Source organism: Vibrio paucivorans, from assembly GCF_054053395.1.
The window spans coordinates 732,226-749,076 of record NZ_CM133231.1 but is presented as its reverse complement, the minus strand read 5'-3'; the positions used below and the strand labels follow the sequence as shown (position 1 = coordinate 749,076).

Below are 16,851 nucleotides of genomic sequence, written 5' to 3'. Positions count from 1 at the left end.
GAGCTCTATTCGCTCCTTTTCTATATCCTGATTCAAAGTTGAATCTTTGCAATTAGCTCTCGTTGTTTTTCTCTTGAGAGTTGCGGTAGTACTCCCACTGCTCAACGCGTTCTTCTTCAGAAAGTACACAGTAGGTAACACGCTTGTTGTTTTCAGTGACAGTTTCTAGCTCACCGTCTTGCTGCACACAGTAAACTGCCGCTGGGTTAGCCACTGAAGTGTATTCTTTTACTTCGTATTCATCCGGCTCACTTGCACAGCCAGCTAGTACCGTTACCGCGGCTACGCTTGCAAATAGATAGGACTTTTTCATTACTTTCTCCAATAAACTCAATGAGTAGCATAAAAGCGATTATAGAAGATGTTCGAAAAAACATTGTCTTAAGTTTGTTAAAAGATCGATGATGTCTAAAATTATAACAAAAGTTAATTTATTGATAGTATCGATAATAACGCCACATACCGAACAAGATGCTTAAAATCATAAGGAATTGGATATGTCACACAGTAAATACCGCCTTGTTACCCGCAGCGATTTTGATGGACTTGTTTGTGCGGTATTGTTGAAGCACCTAGATTTAATCGATGAAATAAAGTTCGTTCACCCTAAAGATATGCAAGATGGCATTGTGACGATTACCGAGAACGATATTGTCACCAACTTACCTTATGTTGCCGAAGCGCATCTGGTATTCGACCATCATTTATCTGAAAAGCTGCGAAATCCTGGTCATCACCCGAATCACATTATCGAGCCTGACACCCCTTCTGCTGCGCGCGTAGTATGGGACTATTATGGAGGGCTAGACAAATTCCCAGCTTCTTGGACCGATATGATGGACGCCGTAGACAAAGGCGATTCGGCGCAATTTAATCGTGATGAGGTATTGGATTCCACCGGCTGGAACTTGCTCAATTTCTTAATGGATGCACGAACTGGGCTAGGGCGCTTTAGAGAGTTTCGAATCTCTAACTACAACTTGATGATGGATTTGATTGATTACTGTGAAAATCACACCATCGAAGAAATTTTGGCATTACCTGATGTGCAAGAACGTGTCGCGCTATACCGAGAGCATGAGAATATGTTCAAAGAGCAGATCCAGCGCTGTGCGAGCATTCATGACAACCTTGTGCTGTTAGATCTTACCGGTGAAGACGTCATCTATGCAGGTAACCGCTTCATTATTTATGCCTTGTTTCCGCAGTGTAATATCTCGATCCACAAAATGTGGGGGTTTCAAAAGCAAAACATCGTGTTTGCTACTGGGAAATCTATTTTTGATCGAAGCTCAAAAACCAATGTCGGTGAGTTGATGCTAAAGCATGGCGGTGGCGGGCACAAAGCCGCAGGTACTTGCCAGATAGCAATAGAAAAAGCGGATGCGGTGCAGCAAGAGCTGATCAATGAAATAGTAGCTGATGGATAAGCAGATAACCGAGGTTAAATCAGACCCTAGGATCGTATTCAAAGAAAAGGCCAGTACAAATGTACCGGCCTTTTCTGTTTGGTATGCAATTTGAGCTTCGTGTATCGCTACTGTATTCGCTTAAATAGGCATCACACGGTTACGGCCTAATTGTTTTGCTTCGTATAGCAACTTGTCGGCTTTCTCTATCAGAGCCTCTGGTGTATCACCTTCTATAAACTCTGCTACACCGAATGAGGCGGTAATGTTGCCCACTTGCTTGCCTGAGCGACGGTCTTTAATGGACAGCTTCTCAATCGCTCTGCGTACAGTTTCCGCAAACTGGCGGGCAATACGGAGCTGCTTATTAGGTACAATCAGAGCGAACTCTTCACCACCGAAACGATAGGCAGTAATGCCTTCACGGCAGCTCGTTTGTAGCCTTTTCGCTAGGCCACGGATGACGGTATCGCCAAATAAGTGGCCATAGTTATCGTTAAATGATTTGAAGTGGTCGATATCCAGCAGGATAAGCGACATTGGTTGAGAAGCGGCGCACAGCGCTTGTAAATCTCTGTCGAACGACTTGCGGTTATATAGGCTTGATAAGCTGTCAAATAGAGCGTCTTGTTGCACTTCGGCTAACTGGCTTTTTAGGCGAGAGATTTCTTCACTTGCGGTGCTGAGCTGACTATTTAGAAACTGGGTCGAATGACGAATTTCACGTGATTCAGTGACGAGTTGGCGAATCACTCCCATGACTTCTTCAATCGACAGGCCTTCATCTTCTACGCGAGCTAAGTCGCTAAAGCTTTTATCGATTAACTTGGAAAAGTCACTGGTATCAGAAAGAGTGTCTGTCATTGAGCTAGCAACCTCAGTCACCAACACTTCCATGCTGGTTCTTAGCTCATTGACATTGGTCTCCGCTTTCGAGGCGACGTAGCTGTTATACAGCTGCTCTGCAGAAGCGGGTGGACATAGACCAAAGTTTTCCAGCACCATATCCATTTCTTGGTTGAGCTGAGGGATGGCGTTATAGACGTAGGTGTACCACAAAGCGTAATTCGCGGGCGTCGCGGCAACATGATTTTTCATCATGAGTGGTACAGCTTTCTTTAGATTGAGAGTCGATTTTTTAAAGTCGTCACTTGTCATTATTATGTGCGCTGCCAAAAGCTTAATCTATACATATACCGATAAGATTAGCGGATTTTGTTTGAGTTTTCCTCAATAAAATCATCGAATACCAATGATTCGCTCAACTTCTATTTATTACTGATAAATTCCTTCAGTAAATGGTTAAACTCTCATCACTACTGCGCGTAAATAGGCTAGCGAGATCAGTTGGCTAGATTGACAGGTTAAGTCACACACAAAGAAAAAGCCCAAGAAACCGGGGGAGTTTACTTGGGCTCACGTTTAAAACGTTCGTGTTTTAAATCAATTTGCGCAGCTTAGCTGGTTGTTGCAGGCTGGGCTGGCTTATTTTGTCTTAATGCCAGTATTGCTTGTGGTAGCAGCGACATAACAATCATGCCAATCATGAGCGAGTACTGGAATACGGTGAAGCTCTCGCCCATCAATAGCAAGCCACTCACGATGCCAGCAACAGGGTTAGCAATGCCACCGAATGTGAAATCGACGACCGACATACGTTGTAGCAACCATACGTACATGCCATAACCCAATGCCGTATTTAAACCGATTACCCAAGCGAGGCCAGCCAAATTGCGTGCATCAAAATTGTTGTACACATTTAAGTAAGGTGCCGGATCAGAAACTGCATGGACGGTTGCTGCAATAGACAAGATCACACCGCCTAAGATCAGCTGCCAAGTAAGCACCGTCCACCAGTGCATTTTGCTACCCAAAGATTTAGTTAAGCTACTGCCTACTACAATACACATGATTGCGGCAAGCATAGCGCCAAGGCCAATAGGGTTAAGGTTGATAGAACCAGGATCGAACAGGAACCACGCTAATACAACCAACACGGCGCCGCAGCTGGCTTGAATCACGTTAGGTACACGTTTACTCACCAACCAGTGGTATAGCATCGCAAAAACCGGTACCGACACCATCCCTACGCCCGAAATCGCTGATGGCAGTGTTAATGCCATGACGAAGATCAATCCAAAGAAGGTCGCAATGTTAATCAGGCCTAAGCTGAAAAGAATTTGCCATTCGCCTTTCTTTGGCAAGCTTGGTCGAACAAGCAGCAGAAGTAAGCCTGCAGGCAGTGCACGCATTGCACCAAGCAGCAGTGGTGGCCACTCTGCTAGTGTGAATTGCGTGACCGCGTATGTAGTACCCCAAAAGAAGGCTGGGACCATTGCCAGTAATATGTTCATTTAAAATATCTTTACGTCGAGATAATTTTTGGTAAATGTACGTGTAAAATCACTATTTGTAAAGTATCTTTATGTTAAGATATTTAGGCAGTTAACTATTCTAATGGAGATAGGCAGACAATGGATGCGGTAGATCGTGTTGTAGATCAATGGGCTAAGGAGAAGCCCGAACTAGAAACACAACCAATGGCAATGATGGGAAGAATTCTTCGTATCGCCAAATATATGGAGGCTCAAGTAGCAGACCTTCATAAACAGTATGACCTTAAAATGGGTGAGTTTGATGTATTAGCAACGTTAAGACGTAGCGGTAAGCCTCATAAACTCACGCCGTCTGAATTAATTGAATCGATGATGCTCACATCGGGAGCGATGACTAACCGCCTAGACAAGCTTGAGTCAAAAGGCCTTATCGTGCGTGCGCACAGTAAGGAAGATCGCAGAAGTGTGACGGTCCAACTCACCCAAGTTGGGTTAGTATTGATTGAAGAGTTGATCACCAAGCACGTCGATATTCAAAAGCACTTAGTTCGCTCTCTTTCGACAGCCCAGCAAAAACAAGTGAATCAACTACTGAAAACTTGGCTAAATCAATTTGAATAAACACTGAGTGCATTCATAGGGTGGTAGCCAAGCAATGTTGAAGCTAACTGAATTGGTGTGAAAGGAATGAACCCTGAGAACAACCATACCCATCAAAGTTTGGAGCGTCGCCTAAACGAGTTTGTTGCGGCTGAAACCGATTTTCCATTCGGCCCTGAAGTATTGGTGTACAAAGTTAAAGGTAAGATGTTTGCTCTATTGTCTGAACGCGAAGGCAGAAAGTACATTAACCTTAAATGCCAGCCAGAAGATGGGGAAGTGCTCACTGCGCAGTTTGATGCCATTACACCTGGCTATCACATGAACAAGCGCCACTGGGTCACCGTGTATTTAGATGGTGATGTAGAAAAAGGCATGTTGGACGACCTATGCGAACAATCGTATCGGCTGGTGGTTAAAACGTTGCGAAAAGCAGATAGAGAAACGCTGAGCTTATAGCTCAGCGTTTTTTTATTCTCGGCAATACTCTTCAAATCAACCTCAATCATCGGCCGATGTGATTGAAGTCGGATGATCAAACCTTCCTTTTTGTAGATAGTAAACGACTTGGTGGATGGCCTCGGGGTCGTCACGTAACCTCATGTGATTGATCGGCAATTCGATGAAATCTTGCATATTACTTAATTTGGCTGACTCGACACTGACAAGCCCATCATTGGGTTTTTGGAACAGTGAATCAGTGGTCTTAAAAGGCTTGATTCCTGCGATGATTGCAAATTCGTAATTTGGCTCGTTCAATGACTGTGCAAACCCTTTCTTGCTTGTTACGAGAGAGATTGGCACTTCGCCAAACCAGTTCGCCCAAAACCTTGTTGAGTAGTGGTCTGCCACTTCACTGCCATGATTTGGTGTACCGAGCATTACCACTTTGCCTAATCGATTTTGCACTTGTAGGCTATCGTCGGCTTGAAGGTGATAACGGATCAGTAAGCCACCCAGAGAGTGCCCTACAAGGTGCACCACTTGGGCATTTTCAGTGCATTGGTTCAGTTGGTTGCTCGTTTCGTCGAGCATAGCGTCAATGCTGACTCTGACAGAAGAATAATCGAGGACACAGGTACGATAGCCTGCATCGAGCAGACCTTGGTTGAGTGCACTCATTGAGCGCCCACTTTTGGTTAATCCATGAATGACGACGACTAGCTCTGCGTCGTCGTCGTTTGAATACGAAGTTGGTGGTGTGGAACAGGCACTTATTAGTACCACGCAAAGCAGCACTAAACAGCGAAAAAACATCATTGATACTGTCTCACTTGAAAGCGATAAATCTGTTGTTCCTATGATACCAATAAAGCAACAAGGAGTGTCGCTTTCAAATGCCTGCCATTAGTGTATTGAAGACAGTTTGGCTAGATGTTCCATCCAGTGCCAATTTGTTCTTTAAACTCCTAACGCAATGAAAACTCCCAATTAGACGGGCTTGTTTCATATGTAATCTATATACATTCAATAGCCGATTAAAGTTGGTTTGGTAGTACGAAAAATAATCTATCCGAAGAGTTGAAATTAAATTGTTATGTTATAACATACGCTCCCTCTTGTTTTACAGAACGCCAGTCTCTGTATGTATTGTTTTCTATGAAACTATTTCGGTGGTTTATGAATTGCTTTCGCTTAGCGCCTTTGGGCGTTTTTTTTCTTAGTTTCGGGGCTGCATCGGTTTCAGCCAATGATGAAACCGATGAGGTTATGGTGGTGACGGCCACTTCGTATCAAAAGCGTGTATCTGAAGCTCCGGCAAGTGTCTCTGTTATAACGGAAGAAGAGCTTGCATTGTTGCCCTATAACAACCTAGCAGATGCATTGGTTACTACTTCAGGTGTGAATATCGCCGACTTAGGTCAGGGCAAAAAGGGGATTGAAATCCGGGGTATGGATGTATCACAAAGCTTAATTCTAGTGAATGGTCGTAGATTAAGCGGTGCATCAGACATGATGGGTCACTCTAACTTTGAACTACAAAATATCCCAGTTTCTGACATTGAGCGTATTGAAATTATTAAAGGCCCAATGTCTGCCCTCTATGGTTCAGATGCGTTAGGTGGTGTAGTCAATGTGATCACTAAACCAACGGCCAATGAGTGGTCTGGCAGTGTACGTGGCGGCGGTGCTATGACCGTTGACGAAGATGGCAATGCAACGAACATTGAAGCGCGTGCCTCAGGCGCGTTAATCGATGACAAACTACTGATGAAAATTGCCGCGGGACAAACTCAACAAGATTTGATCGAAAATCGTTATCAAGCAGGTGAAACTGACATTGCTGGTAGCAAAAATAAGTTTGTTGACGTCGAACTCAAAGGAATCATCGATGATAGACAAGAAGTCGATCTCGGCGTGAAAGTTGGTCAGAGTGAAACGTGGTACGACAGTGTGGATAGAAGTTCAAACGTTGTACGAAGCACAACAACTTACGACACTTTAGACTACTCATTGGCTCACAATGGCTTTTGGGATTTTGGTGACAGTCAAATTCGAGTGTATGGCACTCGTGTCACTCAGAGTAACGAAAAGAACATCGGTGAACCAAATTCAGGTAATGATGTTGATGAAGATATTGTCGATGGTTATCTGCAATTCTACGCTCATGATGCGCACCATATGACGATCGGTGGTCAGTGGAGCGAACAGCGCTTGAAGAGTACAGATCTAACATCGGGCGGTGATTCCATCGATCAAACGGCGTTGTTTATCCAGGACGATATTGAACTGCGTAACGACCTTTCGTTATTGCTGGGCCTCCGTCATGACGACCATTCCGAGTTCGGTGGCCATACGTCTCCACGTGCGTACTTAGTGTATACGCCTACTAAAAACTGGACGCTTAAAGGGGGCTACGGTGAAGGTTTTAAAGCCCCAACCATAAAAGAGCTTGCTCCTGATTACTACAATACGGTACCGGGCAGAAGTTTTGATATTCGAGGTAATGCGGATCTAAAACCGGAAGTGAATAAATCTTATGAGCTTTCCGCTCAGTATATGTCTGACCGTTGGGACACAACGATTACTTTATTTGACAACAATGTCGAAAACCTTATTGACCTAGCCTATGCCGATACAGTGGATGGCAGAGAAGTTCGAGAGTATGTCAATGTTGATGAAGCGCGGATTAAAGGCCTAGAGTGGTCGGGTAATGTGACACTGTCTCCAGCTTGGTTCGTGAACATGAATCTGACACTACTTGATACTGAAGACAAATCGACAGGTAAGGCACTAGAGAATAAACCTGAGTCTCAGGCTTATGTTGCGTTGAACTGGCAAGCAACAGACGCTTTGACTACCAAAGTGAGTATGCGTCATGTAGGTGAACAGAGCTACGAATCAAGAGGGACATCTCACGATTTACCTTCTTACCAAACCTATGACTTAGCGGCTAACTACAAGATGAAAAGCTTCGATATTTCAATGGGTGTATCCAACCTATTCGACCTCTACCTAGAAGATGAGTCAGAGAACTTCAGTTATGCGATATTGCCGCGTCAAGTATACCTAAATGGCACATATAGGTTTTAATTGATGCGTCGAATAATGAGCAGAGCAGCCAAAATCTGTGGCTGCTTTTTATTGATATTACCATTGCAGGTAATGGCGACGACAGTCGCCATTATTCATACTGATTTTGTTCCTCAAACCAAGATTGAGCGTCTTAAAGGATATGCGAAAAAGCAGCACGTAGAATTGCTTAGTTATACGCCCTCACAGTTTAGCCCTTCGATACTAGAAGGCGTTGACTTTGTTGTAGCGGATACGCCACGAATGCCCGATCGCCAGAGACTGGCTGATATTATCGAAACGATTCCTGAAGAACTCGATTGGGTTATGTTAGGCGGAGGCCCACCAAGCGCAAGTAATCAGGTTGATCCTCACTTTCACCGTTTGCTCATGGGTTACTTTCTCAATGGAACGGTGAACAACTACCATGCCTTTTTTAAAGCCATTGACCTGAAAAACAATGGGCATTCATTAAGTGAATTGCCTCGTCCGGAAAAGGTACCAAGTCACGGCATTTATTATAATGAAGAGGCTGGCATCGGCCTTAATGCATACTTAAGCGCTATTGAGCATAATGAGAACGAACCCGTTTTGGGGTTTGTAATTGCTCGCAACCAGATCATTAATCAAGAGTTTGAACCATTAGAACATCTGATAGCCGCTTCTAAATCGGCTGGTGTTACGCCAGTGGTTTATTATTTGGATGATGAACATGGCTTGGATTGGCCATGGGGTGATATACAACCGACCGCTCTTGTTAACATGACTCACCTCCAGCAAGGTGAAAAACGTAAAAGTGAATTGAAGCGTTTGAATGTGCCAATGATACAAGCTATCCATTTTCGTGAAGGAGATATTGATCACTGGCGAGCAAGTGAAGTCGGCATTGAACAGCGCAGCGCGTCTGTCACATTGGCGACGACAGAAACTTGGGGACTAACCGATCCGCTAATCATCTCTGCTGATGTCGATGAGCAGAAAACCTATATTCCAGAGCAACTTGAACTGCTGTTTGGTCGAGCACATTCATATCATCGTTTAAAAACTAAGCCGACGGATGAGAAGACGCTGGCTGTCATGTTTTGGAATGCCCCTGCAGGGGCGGAAAATATTTCTGCATCTAACCTCAATGTGCCACGAAGTATCGCCAGCATCGCTGATGGGCTGCGTAACCAAGGTTACGACATTCCTGAGGTGAACGAAGACAACATGATCGCTGATGCAAAAGAGCTTCTCTCTGGATACTATCAACCTGAAACGCTACAAACGTTGTTGGATAATGGTTACGCCGTTTCTCTATCTTTACGTGACTATATGCGTTGGTACCGTCATGTACCGATGGAAACGCGCCATTTTATCAATCGCTGGTGGGGCCACCCATTGCGTTATAACGGTTTGTTGCAAGTGAATGGTGAGCCTGCTTTTGTGTTTCCTTTATTGAAAAAAGGGAACCTATGGCTTCTCCCACAGCCGCCAAGATCTGGCAAAGTCGGGGATGCCATCCATGCCGTGAAAGAGCCACCAAATCACCTTTATTTGGCAGCATACCTATGGCTACAAAATCAACACCAGAGCAATCAACTTGACGCACTCGTTCATCTTGGTACACACGGCTCTCAAGAGTGGACTCCAGGCAAAGCGCGTGGGCTTTCGAGCACTGACTTCCCATATCTAACATTAGGTGATATGCCTGTTTATTATCCATACATTCAGGACAATATCGCCGAAGCTATTCAAGCGAAGCGTCGTGGCCGCGCTACGATCATCAGTCATCAAACGCCGACTTTTGGCCCTGCGGGGCTTTATGGTGAATATGTTGAGTTGAATGGATTGCTAGGGGATTACCAGTCTGCTTTACCCGGTTCAGTAAAAGATGAACTCAAGGCTGCGTTAATCCAGAAAATACAAGCACTCAATGTACTCGAAGACATGGGGCTTCAGGCATCTCAGTTAGAAGTCGATTTTGATGGGGTGCTAGAAGCACTCGAAGAGCATATCGATCGTCTTGCTGCTTCATCCGTGCCTTTGGGCTTGCACGTATTTGGTAAAGCAAAATCTCAAAACGAGATTATCTACACCATTTTGCAGCAACAGGGTGACGATCTCATTGAGCATTTTGTTTCAAATCCAACCAGTTTTTGGAAACAGTTTGAAGGCAACATAGAGTCGCTCGAAACCACAGAGCCGTATCAATGGGTTGTGTCTGTATTGGAAGGCTCATCGAAGGTAGAACCTGAACTGGAATCTATCGCGGAAGCAGTAAAGTTGGCATACAAATCGCTGTTGCAACCGAATGAGATCGAAGCGCTCATCAATGGAATGAACGGCGGTTTTATTCAAGCGGGGAGTGGGGGAGATCCTCTACGCAGCCCTTCAACCACGAGTGGCACTAATTTGTATGGTTTTGACCCTGCTAAAGTTCCAAGTGCTGCGGCTTACAGCGCGGCCGAGCAAGAGTTACAAAACCTTTTGGATGCGCACTTGTCAGAACACGGGGAATACCCTGAGAAAATAGCTTTTTCGCTGTGGGCTGGTGAAACCCAGCGTCATTTTGGGATGTTGGAAGCGCAAGTGCTCCGTGCTTTGGGGCTACAACCCGTTTGGGATAGAGGCGGTAACTTAGTGTCTCTAGAAATTATTCCTGAGAAAGAGTTAGGCCGCCCGCGCATCGATGTAGTGATTCAAGCAACATCGGTGTACCGAGACCAGTTTGATGGCTTTATGCTAAAACTTAGCGCGGCAATCGAAGCTTTGAGCCAGCTCGATGACGGTAACGTTATTGCGGAAAATAGCCAGAGTCTTAGCGATGAGCTAAGAGATCTAGGCTACAGCCGCGAACGAGCAAGTATGCTAGCCGCTTTGCGTATTTTTAGTAACGAACCGGGTGACTACGGAAGTGGTGTTAATGATCTTGCCGTTCAGTCCCAAGACTGGGAAGACGACGACGCGTTAGGTGCTCAGTTTACCAACCGACTTCAGTATGCCTATGGCACGCAAGTTTGGGGAGAGAAGCTAGGTGATACCAACTTGTTCGAATCTCAGCTTTCCTCGGTCGATGCCGCTGTTATGACACGCACTAGTCGACTGCATGGGCTTCTATCCACTGATCATCCCTTTGAGTATCTAGGTGGTCTCGCAGCGGCGGTTAGAAGGGCATCTGGTAGTGATCCTTCTTTGTACGTGAATGACTTAAGAGAGTCGAAGAGTCGAACGGTTTCTGCTGGTAAATTTATCGCGGAGGAACTGAACTCCCGCTATATGAACCCTGTTTGGATCACTGCGATGCAAAACGAAGGGTACTCAGGGGCACTCAATATGCTCGACATTACTAACAACCTATTTGGCTGGCAAGTGACTGCACCAGAGACGGTGAGTGATTATCAATGGGAGGCATTAAGTGAAGTCTACATTGATGATAAGCATGACTTAGGCATTAATGAATGGTTCGAGCGCCATCAGCCAGCGGCACAAATGCAGATCATCGAGCGTATGCTGGAAGCGGTGCGCAAAGGGTACTGGGAAGCCGATGAAGCGAGGCTTCAGGCACTGTTGGAACGTCATGAAGAGCTGAAGCCGATGGTGGAGTATCACCAAACACATGACGTTACAGAGCAATTTATCGAACACACCGCTGCTGGCTTTGGTTTAGCAGGTAATGCAGGCCAAGCAGCAAATCCCCCGACAATTTCTGGCAATGTGATGCAAGAAGTTCCCGCTTATGAAGAGCCATCTGTTAGCGATAAACAAATGATGTTCCTCATTGTTTTAATTTTGATTTGTATCGCCGTAGGTGCGATACGACAACACCTTATCTATCGAGAAGTAACCCCATGAATCAACTAGAAACTTTAATTTATCAATTTGCGACATTGTTTATGCAACCAGTCATGGCATTGGTAGTAATCACCGTTGTTTATTCACTTTATGCGCTAGGCCGATTCGGGATGGAACTCGTGCAAAGGCAAGGGAAAAGTCATGTTCCTGTACTGCACCGTTACGCCAAGGAAAAAAATGTGTATCAGAGTGATCTGTTGGAGCTGTGGATCATTAAGCAGTTGGAGCCGCTACGCATTGTGAGTCGTTCAGGTCCAATGCTTGGCTTGGTCACGACAATGATCGCTATCGGCCCTGCTTTAGTAGCAATGGGAGAAGGTGAGATTGATAAAGTCGCTCAAGAGATGATCGTTGCTTTTTCTGCCTCCATTCTCGCTCTTATCGCCGCTAGTATTACTTTCAGTATAATGACAGTACGTCGTCGCTGGATGCTTGAAGACATGTGCGTAATTGAAGTTAAGGAGCCTCAATAATGCGTTTTCTAGAATCTGATGAACTTGATGATCCAATTCTATCGGTCGTCAATATGGTGGACTTGTTTGCGGTGGTGATGGCATTCTTGATGATTTTGAATGTGACGGGAAGTCAATTGCCAGAAGATTCAGTCCTCATCGAAAACCCGGGACAAGAAAACATGAAGATTACTATTAAAGATGGCGAGAAGATGACGCGTTACGAAACTTCTGATGAGATTGGAGAGGGCACGGGAAGTTTAGCTGGCCAAACTTATATGCTTGATGATGGCCGACTTATTTACGTACCTGCTGAAAAATAATCCGCTGAAGTCTAGATAGAAAAACGCTGAGCTTATCGCTCAGCGTTTTTGTTTTTATTTTTTTGGGGGAGGGGGATGCTGCGAGTGTATTAAGCCGCTTCTTTTGCTTTCTCTACTGACTTGGCACCTTTCAACATTGCCTCAACCAATTCCCCTGCGTTGAACTTTTCAAGGGCATCTTGCGCGCCAACTTGATGAGCACGGTCGACTGAAATTTCACTCGATAGGGAGGTATGCAAAATCGTGTAGGCTTTGCTGAGTTCTGGTGTATTTTGAACTTCAAATGCAAGCTCGTACCCATCTAAGCCTGGCATCTCAATGTCACTGACTAACAAATCGATCGCTCGGCCTTCTGCGGCCTCTGACTTCATCAGTTCCAACGCATCCATTCCGTTTTTGCAGATTTGGTATGGAATATTGATGCGATCTAGCGCATCAGAAAGTTGCTTACGGGCAATTGATGAGTCATCAACTAATAGAATATTCATTACTTTCAAACGTTCACGTTCAACATCAGTCAGAATTGGAATATTGGCTGACTCGTACTGCGGGTATATTTTGGATAGCAACAGCTCAACATCTAGCATTTGAACGATTTGATCGTCGAAGTGGGTAATGCCCGTAACGAATACATTCTTACCTGCCGTTTCAGGAGACGGCTCAATCGAGCGCCAATCACATTCAATGATCTTCTCAATCGAACGCACCATAAACGCCACAATCGTGCGTAAACAGTCAGTCACAATAAGGTAGCAGCTCTCGTATTCTTCTGGCTGAATCGGCCTAAAGCCAATTGCGGCCGCCATATCAATCACAGGAACAGTGAGGTCACGAATAGTCACCGTGCCCACCACATGGTGGTGAGAGTATGGGATCTGAGTCGTTGGCATGTAAGGAACGATTTCCCTTACTTTAAGCGTACCGATCGCAAAAAGTTGTTGCTGCGTATTGAGGGTGAACATCAACATGCCTTGCGATTGATTCGCTTTACTGATTGTCTTTGCCATAACTTGTCTCAAACTTGGAACATCTGCGCGTATAGTACCCCATCTAAATATAACGACAATGGGTACGGTAAAAATTTATAAATACTTACTTCATTATTAGCCATAAACTGAAGCGAAGGTTTGATGAATATCGTATTTCGTTACGGTAGAATAGCGCGGATTTTAAGAACCGTATCAGCAGAGACATACCATGGCGAATACCGCAGCAGCGCTTCACATCCTTGTTAAGCACAAAGAACAAGCAGAAGACATCATTAAGCAGCTTAAGAAAGGTGCGAAGTTTCAAACGCTTGCAAAAAAATACTCGACTTGTCCATCAGGTAAAAAAGGTGGCGATTTAGGTGAATTCCGCCGAGGCCAAATGGTTCCTCAGTTCGACAAAGTGTGCTTTAGCGGAGAAACACTGGTCCCTCACCTAGTGAAAACCAAGTTTGGCTGGCACGTTGTGAAAGTGCTTTGGCGAAACTGACATACTTTTATTTGTGTGTTTACCATCCAAAACCCTTGCGTATGCGAGGGTTTTTGCTTTCTGTATGCGAGTTTCGTTGATAGTACTTCCTACTCAATATAGTGTGTTACATAACACCAGTACTAAGGCTAATCTCACATGAAAAAAGCACTTTTATATGTCCGTTTCTCCACTGCAAAACAAGAGCTTGGCGACAGTGTTGAACGACAGACGGAAAAGGCAGAAAGTTGGTGTAAGGATAACAATGTCGAATTGCTTGATAATCGATTTCACGACTTGGGTGTATCTGCATTCAAGGAGGGAGGCAAACGTCCTGCTTTAGCTGACCTAATTGATGTCATAGAAACTGGAAAATTAAGTGTCGATTACTGCTTATTTGAAAACGCAGACCGCCTTACACGTCGTGGTTATGCTCATGCGCTAGAGTTAGTGAACAAGTTGGTTGGCTTAGGTGTAAGTCTCATTATCTTAGATGGGCGTTATATCTACGACAAATCAACGATGGGAAATGGGCTTACTCCAAAATGATAGTTCTTTTGAAGTGAAGCCGATTTGTTATGTGGTTGAAGATGAAAAACAGTGTGAAAAGAGTAAGCCGACCCATTGAAAAGGTCGGCTTTTTGTTAGATTTTTGAAATATCTAAATCGCGATATTCTAATGCAAAGCTGTTATCTTTTGGGATGAAAGCCTCACGTAGGGCAACTTTCGGTTCGTGAGGTTGTCTATTAGCATTGAGCGAACTCACTATGTTGGCAATAAGTCGTTTTTTGTTGCTCGGGAATTTGCAGCCCAAGGTTATACTGCAAATTTGAGCGTTTATTTTATCTCTATCGTTGTTCGGATAGTCGTAGTTGTAGAAGCTTACGGTTTCTCTTTGATTGGAAAATATTCTAACCTCGCTTTCGTACTCCCATTCTTTGTTTTTAGTAAGAAGGTATTGATTAAACACATAAAGGTCTTGTTCCCTGTTCCTTTTAAAGTGGTCGGCATAATCAACTTTTGCTACACCAATACCGCTAGGAAATTCACCGCCAAACCAATATTCAACCATGATGCCTTGATGTTCTTGTGCGTAATGTGACCACATCAACATGGAGTTTTGGTTATTGGAAAGAGAGCAAATCCTATAGTTTGCAGGGTCAACCAGACTGTCAGAGTCAAGTTTGCTTAGAGCGGGTAGTTCAATTGGGTCATTTAGTTGCTCTTTGGAAGCTAGATATAGGTACTGGTTTGTAAGTGCGTCGATAGTGTTAATGTTAAAAGGAGAGTACTTGAATAAAGTGCCTTTTTCGGCGGTAAATACGTGCCACTTGAAACGGTTGGTTAACTCAATGTTGAATCGGTTGCGTAGTGTGTAAAAATCGTTTTCCGATATCTCTACATCCGGCACCTTTTCCGCGCAGTTAAGGTAGTTGCTGATAATGGTATGATTATAGTCCTTAGATAAAGCCATTAAATCTAGGGCAAGTTTATAGTATTCAAGAGCGATACTAAATTCTTCTTTAAAGTCATGGCAGACTCCTATGCAATTATACGACGACATCGTTGGTGTATTGCTTTTGTGAAATTCAGTGACGCTTTCAATTACAAAGTCAAACTCGTTACACTCTATACCCAAGCTGTATAGGCGTTGGTAGTCTTCACTATTCATATCACCATTTGCAAGCTTTGCTTTCATTTCGGTCAGTTGTTGATGGTGAAAGGCGTGATTCCATTTACTTTTAAAGGAGTCTAGCTCCTTACTAAGTGGTTCATGCAGATAGTGATTGATTAGGGAGGGGTTATCGAGCGCGCTGTTAGCATCTTGATATAGACCCATAACGCTAATGGGGTGGTCGAAATCCTTACCTTCCAAAAAAATGTGTTCAAGTTTCTCAATATCATGTTTGCATCGTACAGCATTGTATAGCGCCAGAGATTCGTCTCGTAAAGTGCTAGCTTTGCTGTTAACAAGCTCTAAAGCTTGCTTGTTTGGATTCTGGTTTAGGTAAGATAGGGCTAGTAGGTAGTATAATCGTGGGCTAACCTCGTGTCGTAACATAATGTCGCCCTCAGGCGCTTCTTCATAATAGGTCACTACGTCTTTATATTCTTTTGCTCGAAAAGCCTTCTGCATTAAAACTGTTCGAGTGGGGTTAGGTTTCCCTTTTTGCGCCTCGCTTACGTGTGCTTGATAAATGCTCTTATGGTCTTCGCCTAAAAATTCGTGAACACTTGAGTAGTGCAACTTTGAAAGTGCAAACTCTTTAGTTATAAGCTCGCGGTCGAAATATGCCTTGATGATTTCGATGTTTACCTTATCCATTGTTTTTATTAGGGATAAGGTATCTTCTACTTCATCTAGATAGAAATGAGCAAATGCAAGAATATCTTTTTTACATGTGATTCTATCGTCTTGGACAAATGTTTTGATTGCATGCCAGTCTTGGTGGGAGAACTCTGCCAGTTTACGCACACGAAAAGATAAGTTACGTATTTTATACTCCAACCGCTCAAGTTGACCGCTTTCGTAATCGCTGCTTAGTGACTTTATGCATGAATCAGTAGCGCCATCCGTTTGGAATAAACCCCAGTGTGCATCGACATTGTTAGGATTTAGGGTGATAGCATGTCTATAGAAACATGCAGGTATGTGCTTTTCGTTAAATGAGCGGTAAATCTTACTGGCGGTATCTCCAAGGTAGCGGTAGGCGGATGATTCATCACCATGTCGTGACGTCGCTTCGGTAAGAATGTCATCTAAGTTTTCTTCCTTTAAATACTGGATGAAATAATAAAAACCTAGATACCACTCATTCTCATGAGACTGCCAACAGTTGTCTAGAAAAGTTAGCTCTGAAAATTCTTGATTTTCAATCCAACTAATTATCGCTTTGTCATCAAAGTTGCTCATGTCATCCATTCTTT

The 16,851-nt window shown here is 44.0% G+C and carries 16 protein-coding genes; 10 read left to right on the top strand and 6 right to left on the bottom strand.

The annotated features are described in order from the left end of the window. Nucleotides 1-52 precede the first annotated feature (52 nt). Nucleotides 53-313: a putative hemolysin gene (locus ACXABW_RS18590; RefSeq protein ID WP_457526889.1), complete on the bottom strand. Its 261-nt coding sequence runs from the start codon at nucleotides 311-313 to the stop codon at nucleotides 53-55. A 184-nt stretch (nucleotides 314-497) separates the two neighbouring features. Here ACXABW_RS18590 and ACXABW_RS18585 point away from each other — a divergent pair, with 184 nt between their 5' ends. After that, entirely contained in the window at nucleotides 498-1,430 is a 933-nt protein-coding gene (locus ACXABW_RS18585) for an exopolyphosphatase (protein ID WP_252031574.1), read from the top strand. Between the two features lie 120 nt (nucleotides 1,431-1,550). On the opposite strand, the gene ACXABW_RS18580 is transcribed toward ACXABW_RS18585, so the two are convergent. Further along, nucleotides 1,551-2,567 carry a GGDEF domain-containing protein gene (locus ACXABW_RS18580; RefSeq protein WP_457526887.1) on the bottom strand — a complete coding sequence of 339 codons (1,017 nt, stop codon included), beginning with the start codon at nucleotides 2,565-2,567 and terminating at the stop codon, nucleotides 1,551-1,553. A gap of 299 nt (nucleotides 2,568-2,866) precedes the next feature. After that, a complete protein-coding gene (locus ACXABW_RS18575) occupies nucleotides 2,867-3,763 on the bottom strand; it encodes a DMT family transporter (RefSeq protein ID WP_457526885.1) in 897 nt (298 codons plus the stop codon). 120 nt (nucleotides 3,764-3,883) lie between these two features. On the opposite strand from ACXABW_RS18575, the gene ACXABW_RS18570 reads away from it, so the two are divergent. Continuing rightward, nucleotides 3,884-4,366 carry a MarR family winged helix-turn-helix transcriptional regulator gene (locus ACXABW_RS18570; RefSeq protein ID WP_252031566.1) on the top strand — a complete coding sequence of 161 codons (483 nt, stop codon included), beginning with the start codon at nucleotides 3,884-3,886 and terminating at the stop codon, nucleotides 4,364-4,366. A 66-nt stretch (nucleotides 4,367-4,432) separates the two neighbouring features. Further along, nucleotides 4,433-4,804 (top strand): MmcQ/YjbR family DNA-binding protein, encoded by a 372-nt coding sequence (locus tag ACXABW_RS18565; RefSeq protein ID WP_457526883.1) that lies wholly within the window; start codon nucleotides 4,433-4,435, stop codon nucleotides 4,802-4,804. A gap of 42 nt (nucleotides 4,805-4,846) precedes the next feature. Here ACXABW_RS18565 and ACXABW_RS18560 read toward each other — a convergent pair whose 3' ends face one another. Then, entirely contained in the window at nucleotides 4,847-5,467 is a 621-nt protein-coding gene (locus tag ACXABW_RS18560) for an esterase/lipase family protein (RefSeq protein ID WP_457526881.1), read from the bottom strand. 28 nt (nucleotides 5,468-5,495) lie between these two features. On the opposite strand from ACXABW_RS18560, the gene ACXABW_RS18555 reads away from it, so the two are divergent. From ACXABW_RS18555 to ACXABW_RS18535, 5 genes are all read left to right on the top strand, one after another. Continuing rightward, nucleotides 5,496-5,696: a hypothetical protein gene (locus ACXABW_RS18555; protein WP_457526879.1), complete on the top strand. Its 201-nt coding sequence runs from the start codon at nucleotides 5,496-5,498 to the stop codon at nucleotides 5,694-5,696. A 269-nt stretch (nucleotides 5,697-5,965) separates the two neighbouring features. After that, nucleotides 5,966-7,879, top strand: a complete 1,914-nt coding sequence (locus tag ACXABW_RS18550; protein WP_457526877.1) for a TonB-dependent receptor domain-containing protein — start codon at nucleotides 5,966-5,968, stop codon at nucleotides 7,877-7,879. 3 nt (nucleotides 7,880-7,882) lie between these two features. Further along, a complete protein-coding gene (gene cobN, locus ACXABW_RS18545; protein WP_457526875.1) occupies nucleotides 7,883-11,692 on the top strand; it encodes a cobaltochelatase subunit CobN in 3,810 nt (1,269 codons plus the stop codon). Further along, complete coding sequence (locus ACXABW_RS18540) at nucleotides 11,689-12,165, top strand: MotA/TolQ/ExbB proton channel family protein (RefSeq protein ID WP_457526873.1); 477 nt, start codon at nucleotides 11,689-11,691, stop codon at nucleotides 12,163-12,165. Before cobN ends, ACXABW_RS18540 begins: the two co-directional genes overlap by 4 nt. Continuing rightward, nucleotides 12,165-12,467: a DUF2149 domain-containing protein gene (locus tag ACXABW_RS18535; RefSeq protein ID WP_265687155.1), complete on the top strand. Its 303-nt coding sequence runs from the start codon at nucleotides 12,165-12,167 to the stop codon at nucleotides 12,465-12,467. The genes ACXABW_RS18540 and ACXABW_RS18535 overlap by 1 nt, the downstream gene beginning before the upstream one ends. An 89-nt stretch (nucleotides 12,468-12,556) precedes the next feature. Here ACXABW_RS18535 and ACXABW_RS18530 read toward each other — a convergent pair whose 3' ends face one another. Further along, nucleotides 12,557-13,474: a chemotaxis protein gene (locus tag ACXABW_RS18530; RefSeq protein WP_252031546.1), complete on the bottom strand. Its 918-nt coding sequence runs from the start codon at nucleotides 13,472-13,474 to the stop codon at nucleotides 12,557-12,559. A gap of 190 nt (nucleotides 13,475-13,664) precedes the next feature. On the opposite strand from ACXABW_RS18530, the gene ppiC reads away from it, so the two are divergent. Together ppiC and ACXABW_RS18520 are read left to right on the top strand one after the other, a co-directional pair. Beyond that, on the top strand, nucleotides 13,665-13,943 hold the full coding sequence (gene ppiC / locus ACXABW_RS18525; protein ID WP_457526870.1) for a peptidylprolyl isomerase PpiC: 279 nt from the start codon (nucleotides 13,665-13,667) through the stop codon (nucleotides 13,941-13,943). A gap of 138 nt (nucleotides 13,944-14,081) precedes the next feature. Beyond that, nucleotides 14,082-14,471, top strand: coding sequence for a recombinase family protein (locus ACXABW_RS18520; protein WP_457526868.1), 390 nt, complete (start codon nucleotides 14,082-14,084; stop codon nucleotides 14,469-14,471). Between the two features lie 95 nt (nucleotides 14,472-14,566). Here the strand turns inward: ACXABW_RS18520 and ACXABW_RS18515 are convergent, their stop codons facing one another. Further along, on the bottom strand, nucleotides 14,567-16,837 hold the full coding sequence (locus ACXABW_RS18515; RefSeq protein WP_457526866.1) for a DUF2971 domain-containing protein: 2,271 nt from the start codon (nucleotides 16,835-16,837) through the stop codon (nucleotides 14,567-14,569). Nucleotides 16,838-16,851 lie beyond the last annotated feature (14 nt).

What these genes read in the sequence shown, in the direction of transcription:
- ACXABW_RS18590 (WP_457526889.1), bottom strand. Translation starts at nt 313, where the DNA reads ATGAAAAAGTCCTATCTATTTGCAAGCGTAGCCGCGGTAACGGTACTA.
- ACXABW_RS18585 (WP_252031574.1), top strand. Translation starts at nt 498, where the DNA reads ATGTCACACAGTAAATACCGCCTTGTTACCCGCAGCGATTTTGATGGA.
- ACXABW_RS18580 (WP_457526887.1), bottom strand. Translation starts at nt 2,567, where the DNA reads ATGACAAGTGACGACTTTAAAAAATCGACTCTCAATCTAAAGAAAGCT.
- ACXABW_RS18575 (WP_457526885.1), bottom strand. Translation starts at nt 3,763, where the DNA reads ATGAACATATTACTGGCAATGGTCCCAGCCTTCTTTTGGGGTACTACA.
- ACXABW_RS18570 (WP_252031566.1), top strand. Translation starts at nt 3,884, where the DNA reads ATGGATGCGGTAGATCGTGTTGTAGATCAATGGGCTAAGGAGAAGCCC.
- ACXABW_RS18565 (WP_457526883.1), top strand. Translation starts at nt 4,433, where the DNA reads ATGAACCCTGAGAACAACCATACCCATCAAAGTTTGGAGCGTCGCCTA.
- ACXABW_RS18560 (WP_457526881.1), bottom strand. Translation starts at nt 5,467, where the DNA reads ATGAGTGCACTCAACCAAGGTCTGCTCGATGCAGGCTATCGTACCTGT.
- ACXABW_RS18555 (WP_457526879.1), top strand. Translation starts at nt 5,496, where the DNA reads ATGACGACGACTAGCTCTGCGTCGTCGTCGTTTGAATACGAAGTTGGT.
- ACXABW_RS18550 (WP_457526877.1), top strand. Translation starts at nt 5,966, where the DNA reads ATGAATTGCTTTCGCTTAGCGCCTTTGGGCGTTTTTTTTCTTAGTTTC.
- cobN (WP_457526875.1), top strand. Translation starts at nt 7,883, where the DNA reads ATGCGTCGAATAATGAGCAGAGCAGCCAAAATCTGTGGCTGCTTTTTA.
- ACXABW_RS18540 (WP_457526873.1), top strand. Translation starts at nt 11,689, where the DNA reads ATGAATCAACTAGAAACTTTAATTTATCAATTTGCGACATTGTTTATG.
- ACXABW_RS18535 (WP_265687155.1), top strand. Translation starts at nt 12,165, where the DNA reads ATGCGTTTTCTAGAATCTGATGAACTTGATGATCCAATTCTATCGGTC.
- ACXABW_RS18530 (WP_252031546.1), bottom strand. Translation starts at nt 13,474, where the DNA reads ATGGCAAAGACAATCAGTAAAGCGAATCAATCGCAAGGCATGTTGATG.
- ppiC (WP_457526870.1), top strand. Translation starts at nt 13,665, where the DNA reads ATGGCGAATACCGCAGCAGCGCTTCACATCCTTGTTAAGCACAAAGAA.
- ACXABW_RS18520 (WP_457526868.1), top strand. Translation starts at nt 14,082, where the DNA reads ATGAAAAAAGCACTTTTATATGTCCGTTTCTCCACTGCAAAACAAGAG.
- ACXABW_RS18515 (WP_457526866.1), bottom strand. Translation starts at nt 16,837, where the DNA reads ATGAGCAACTTTGATGACAAAGCGATAATTAGTTGGATTGAAAATCAA.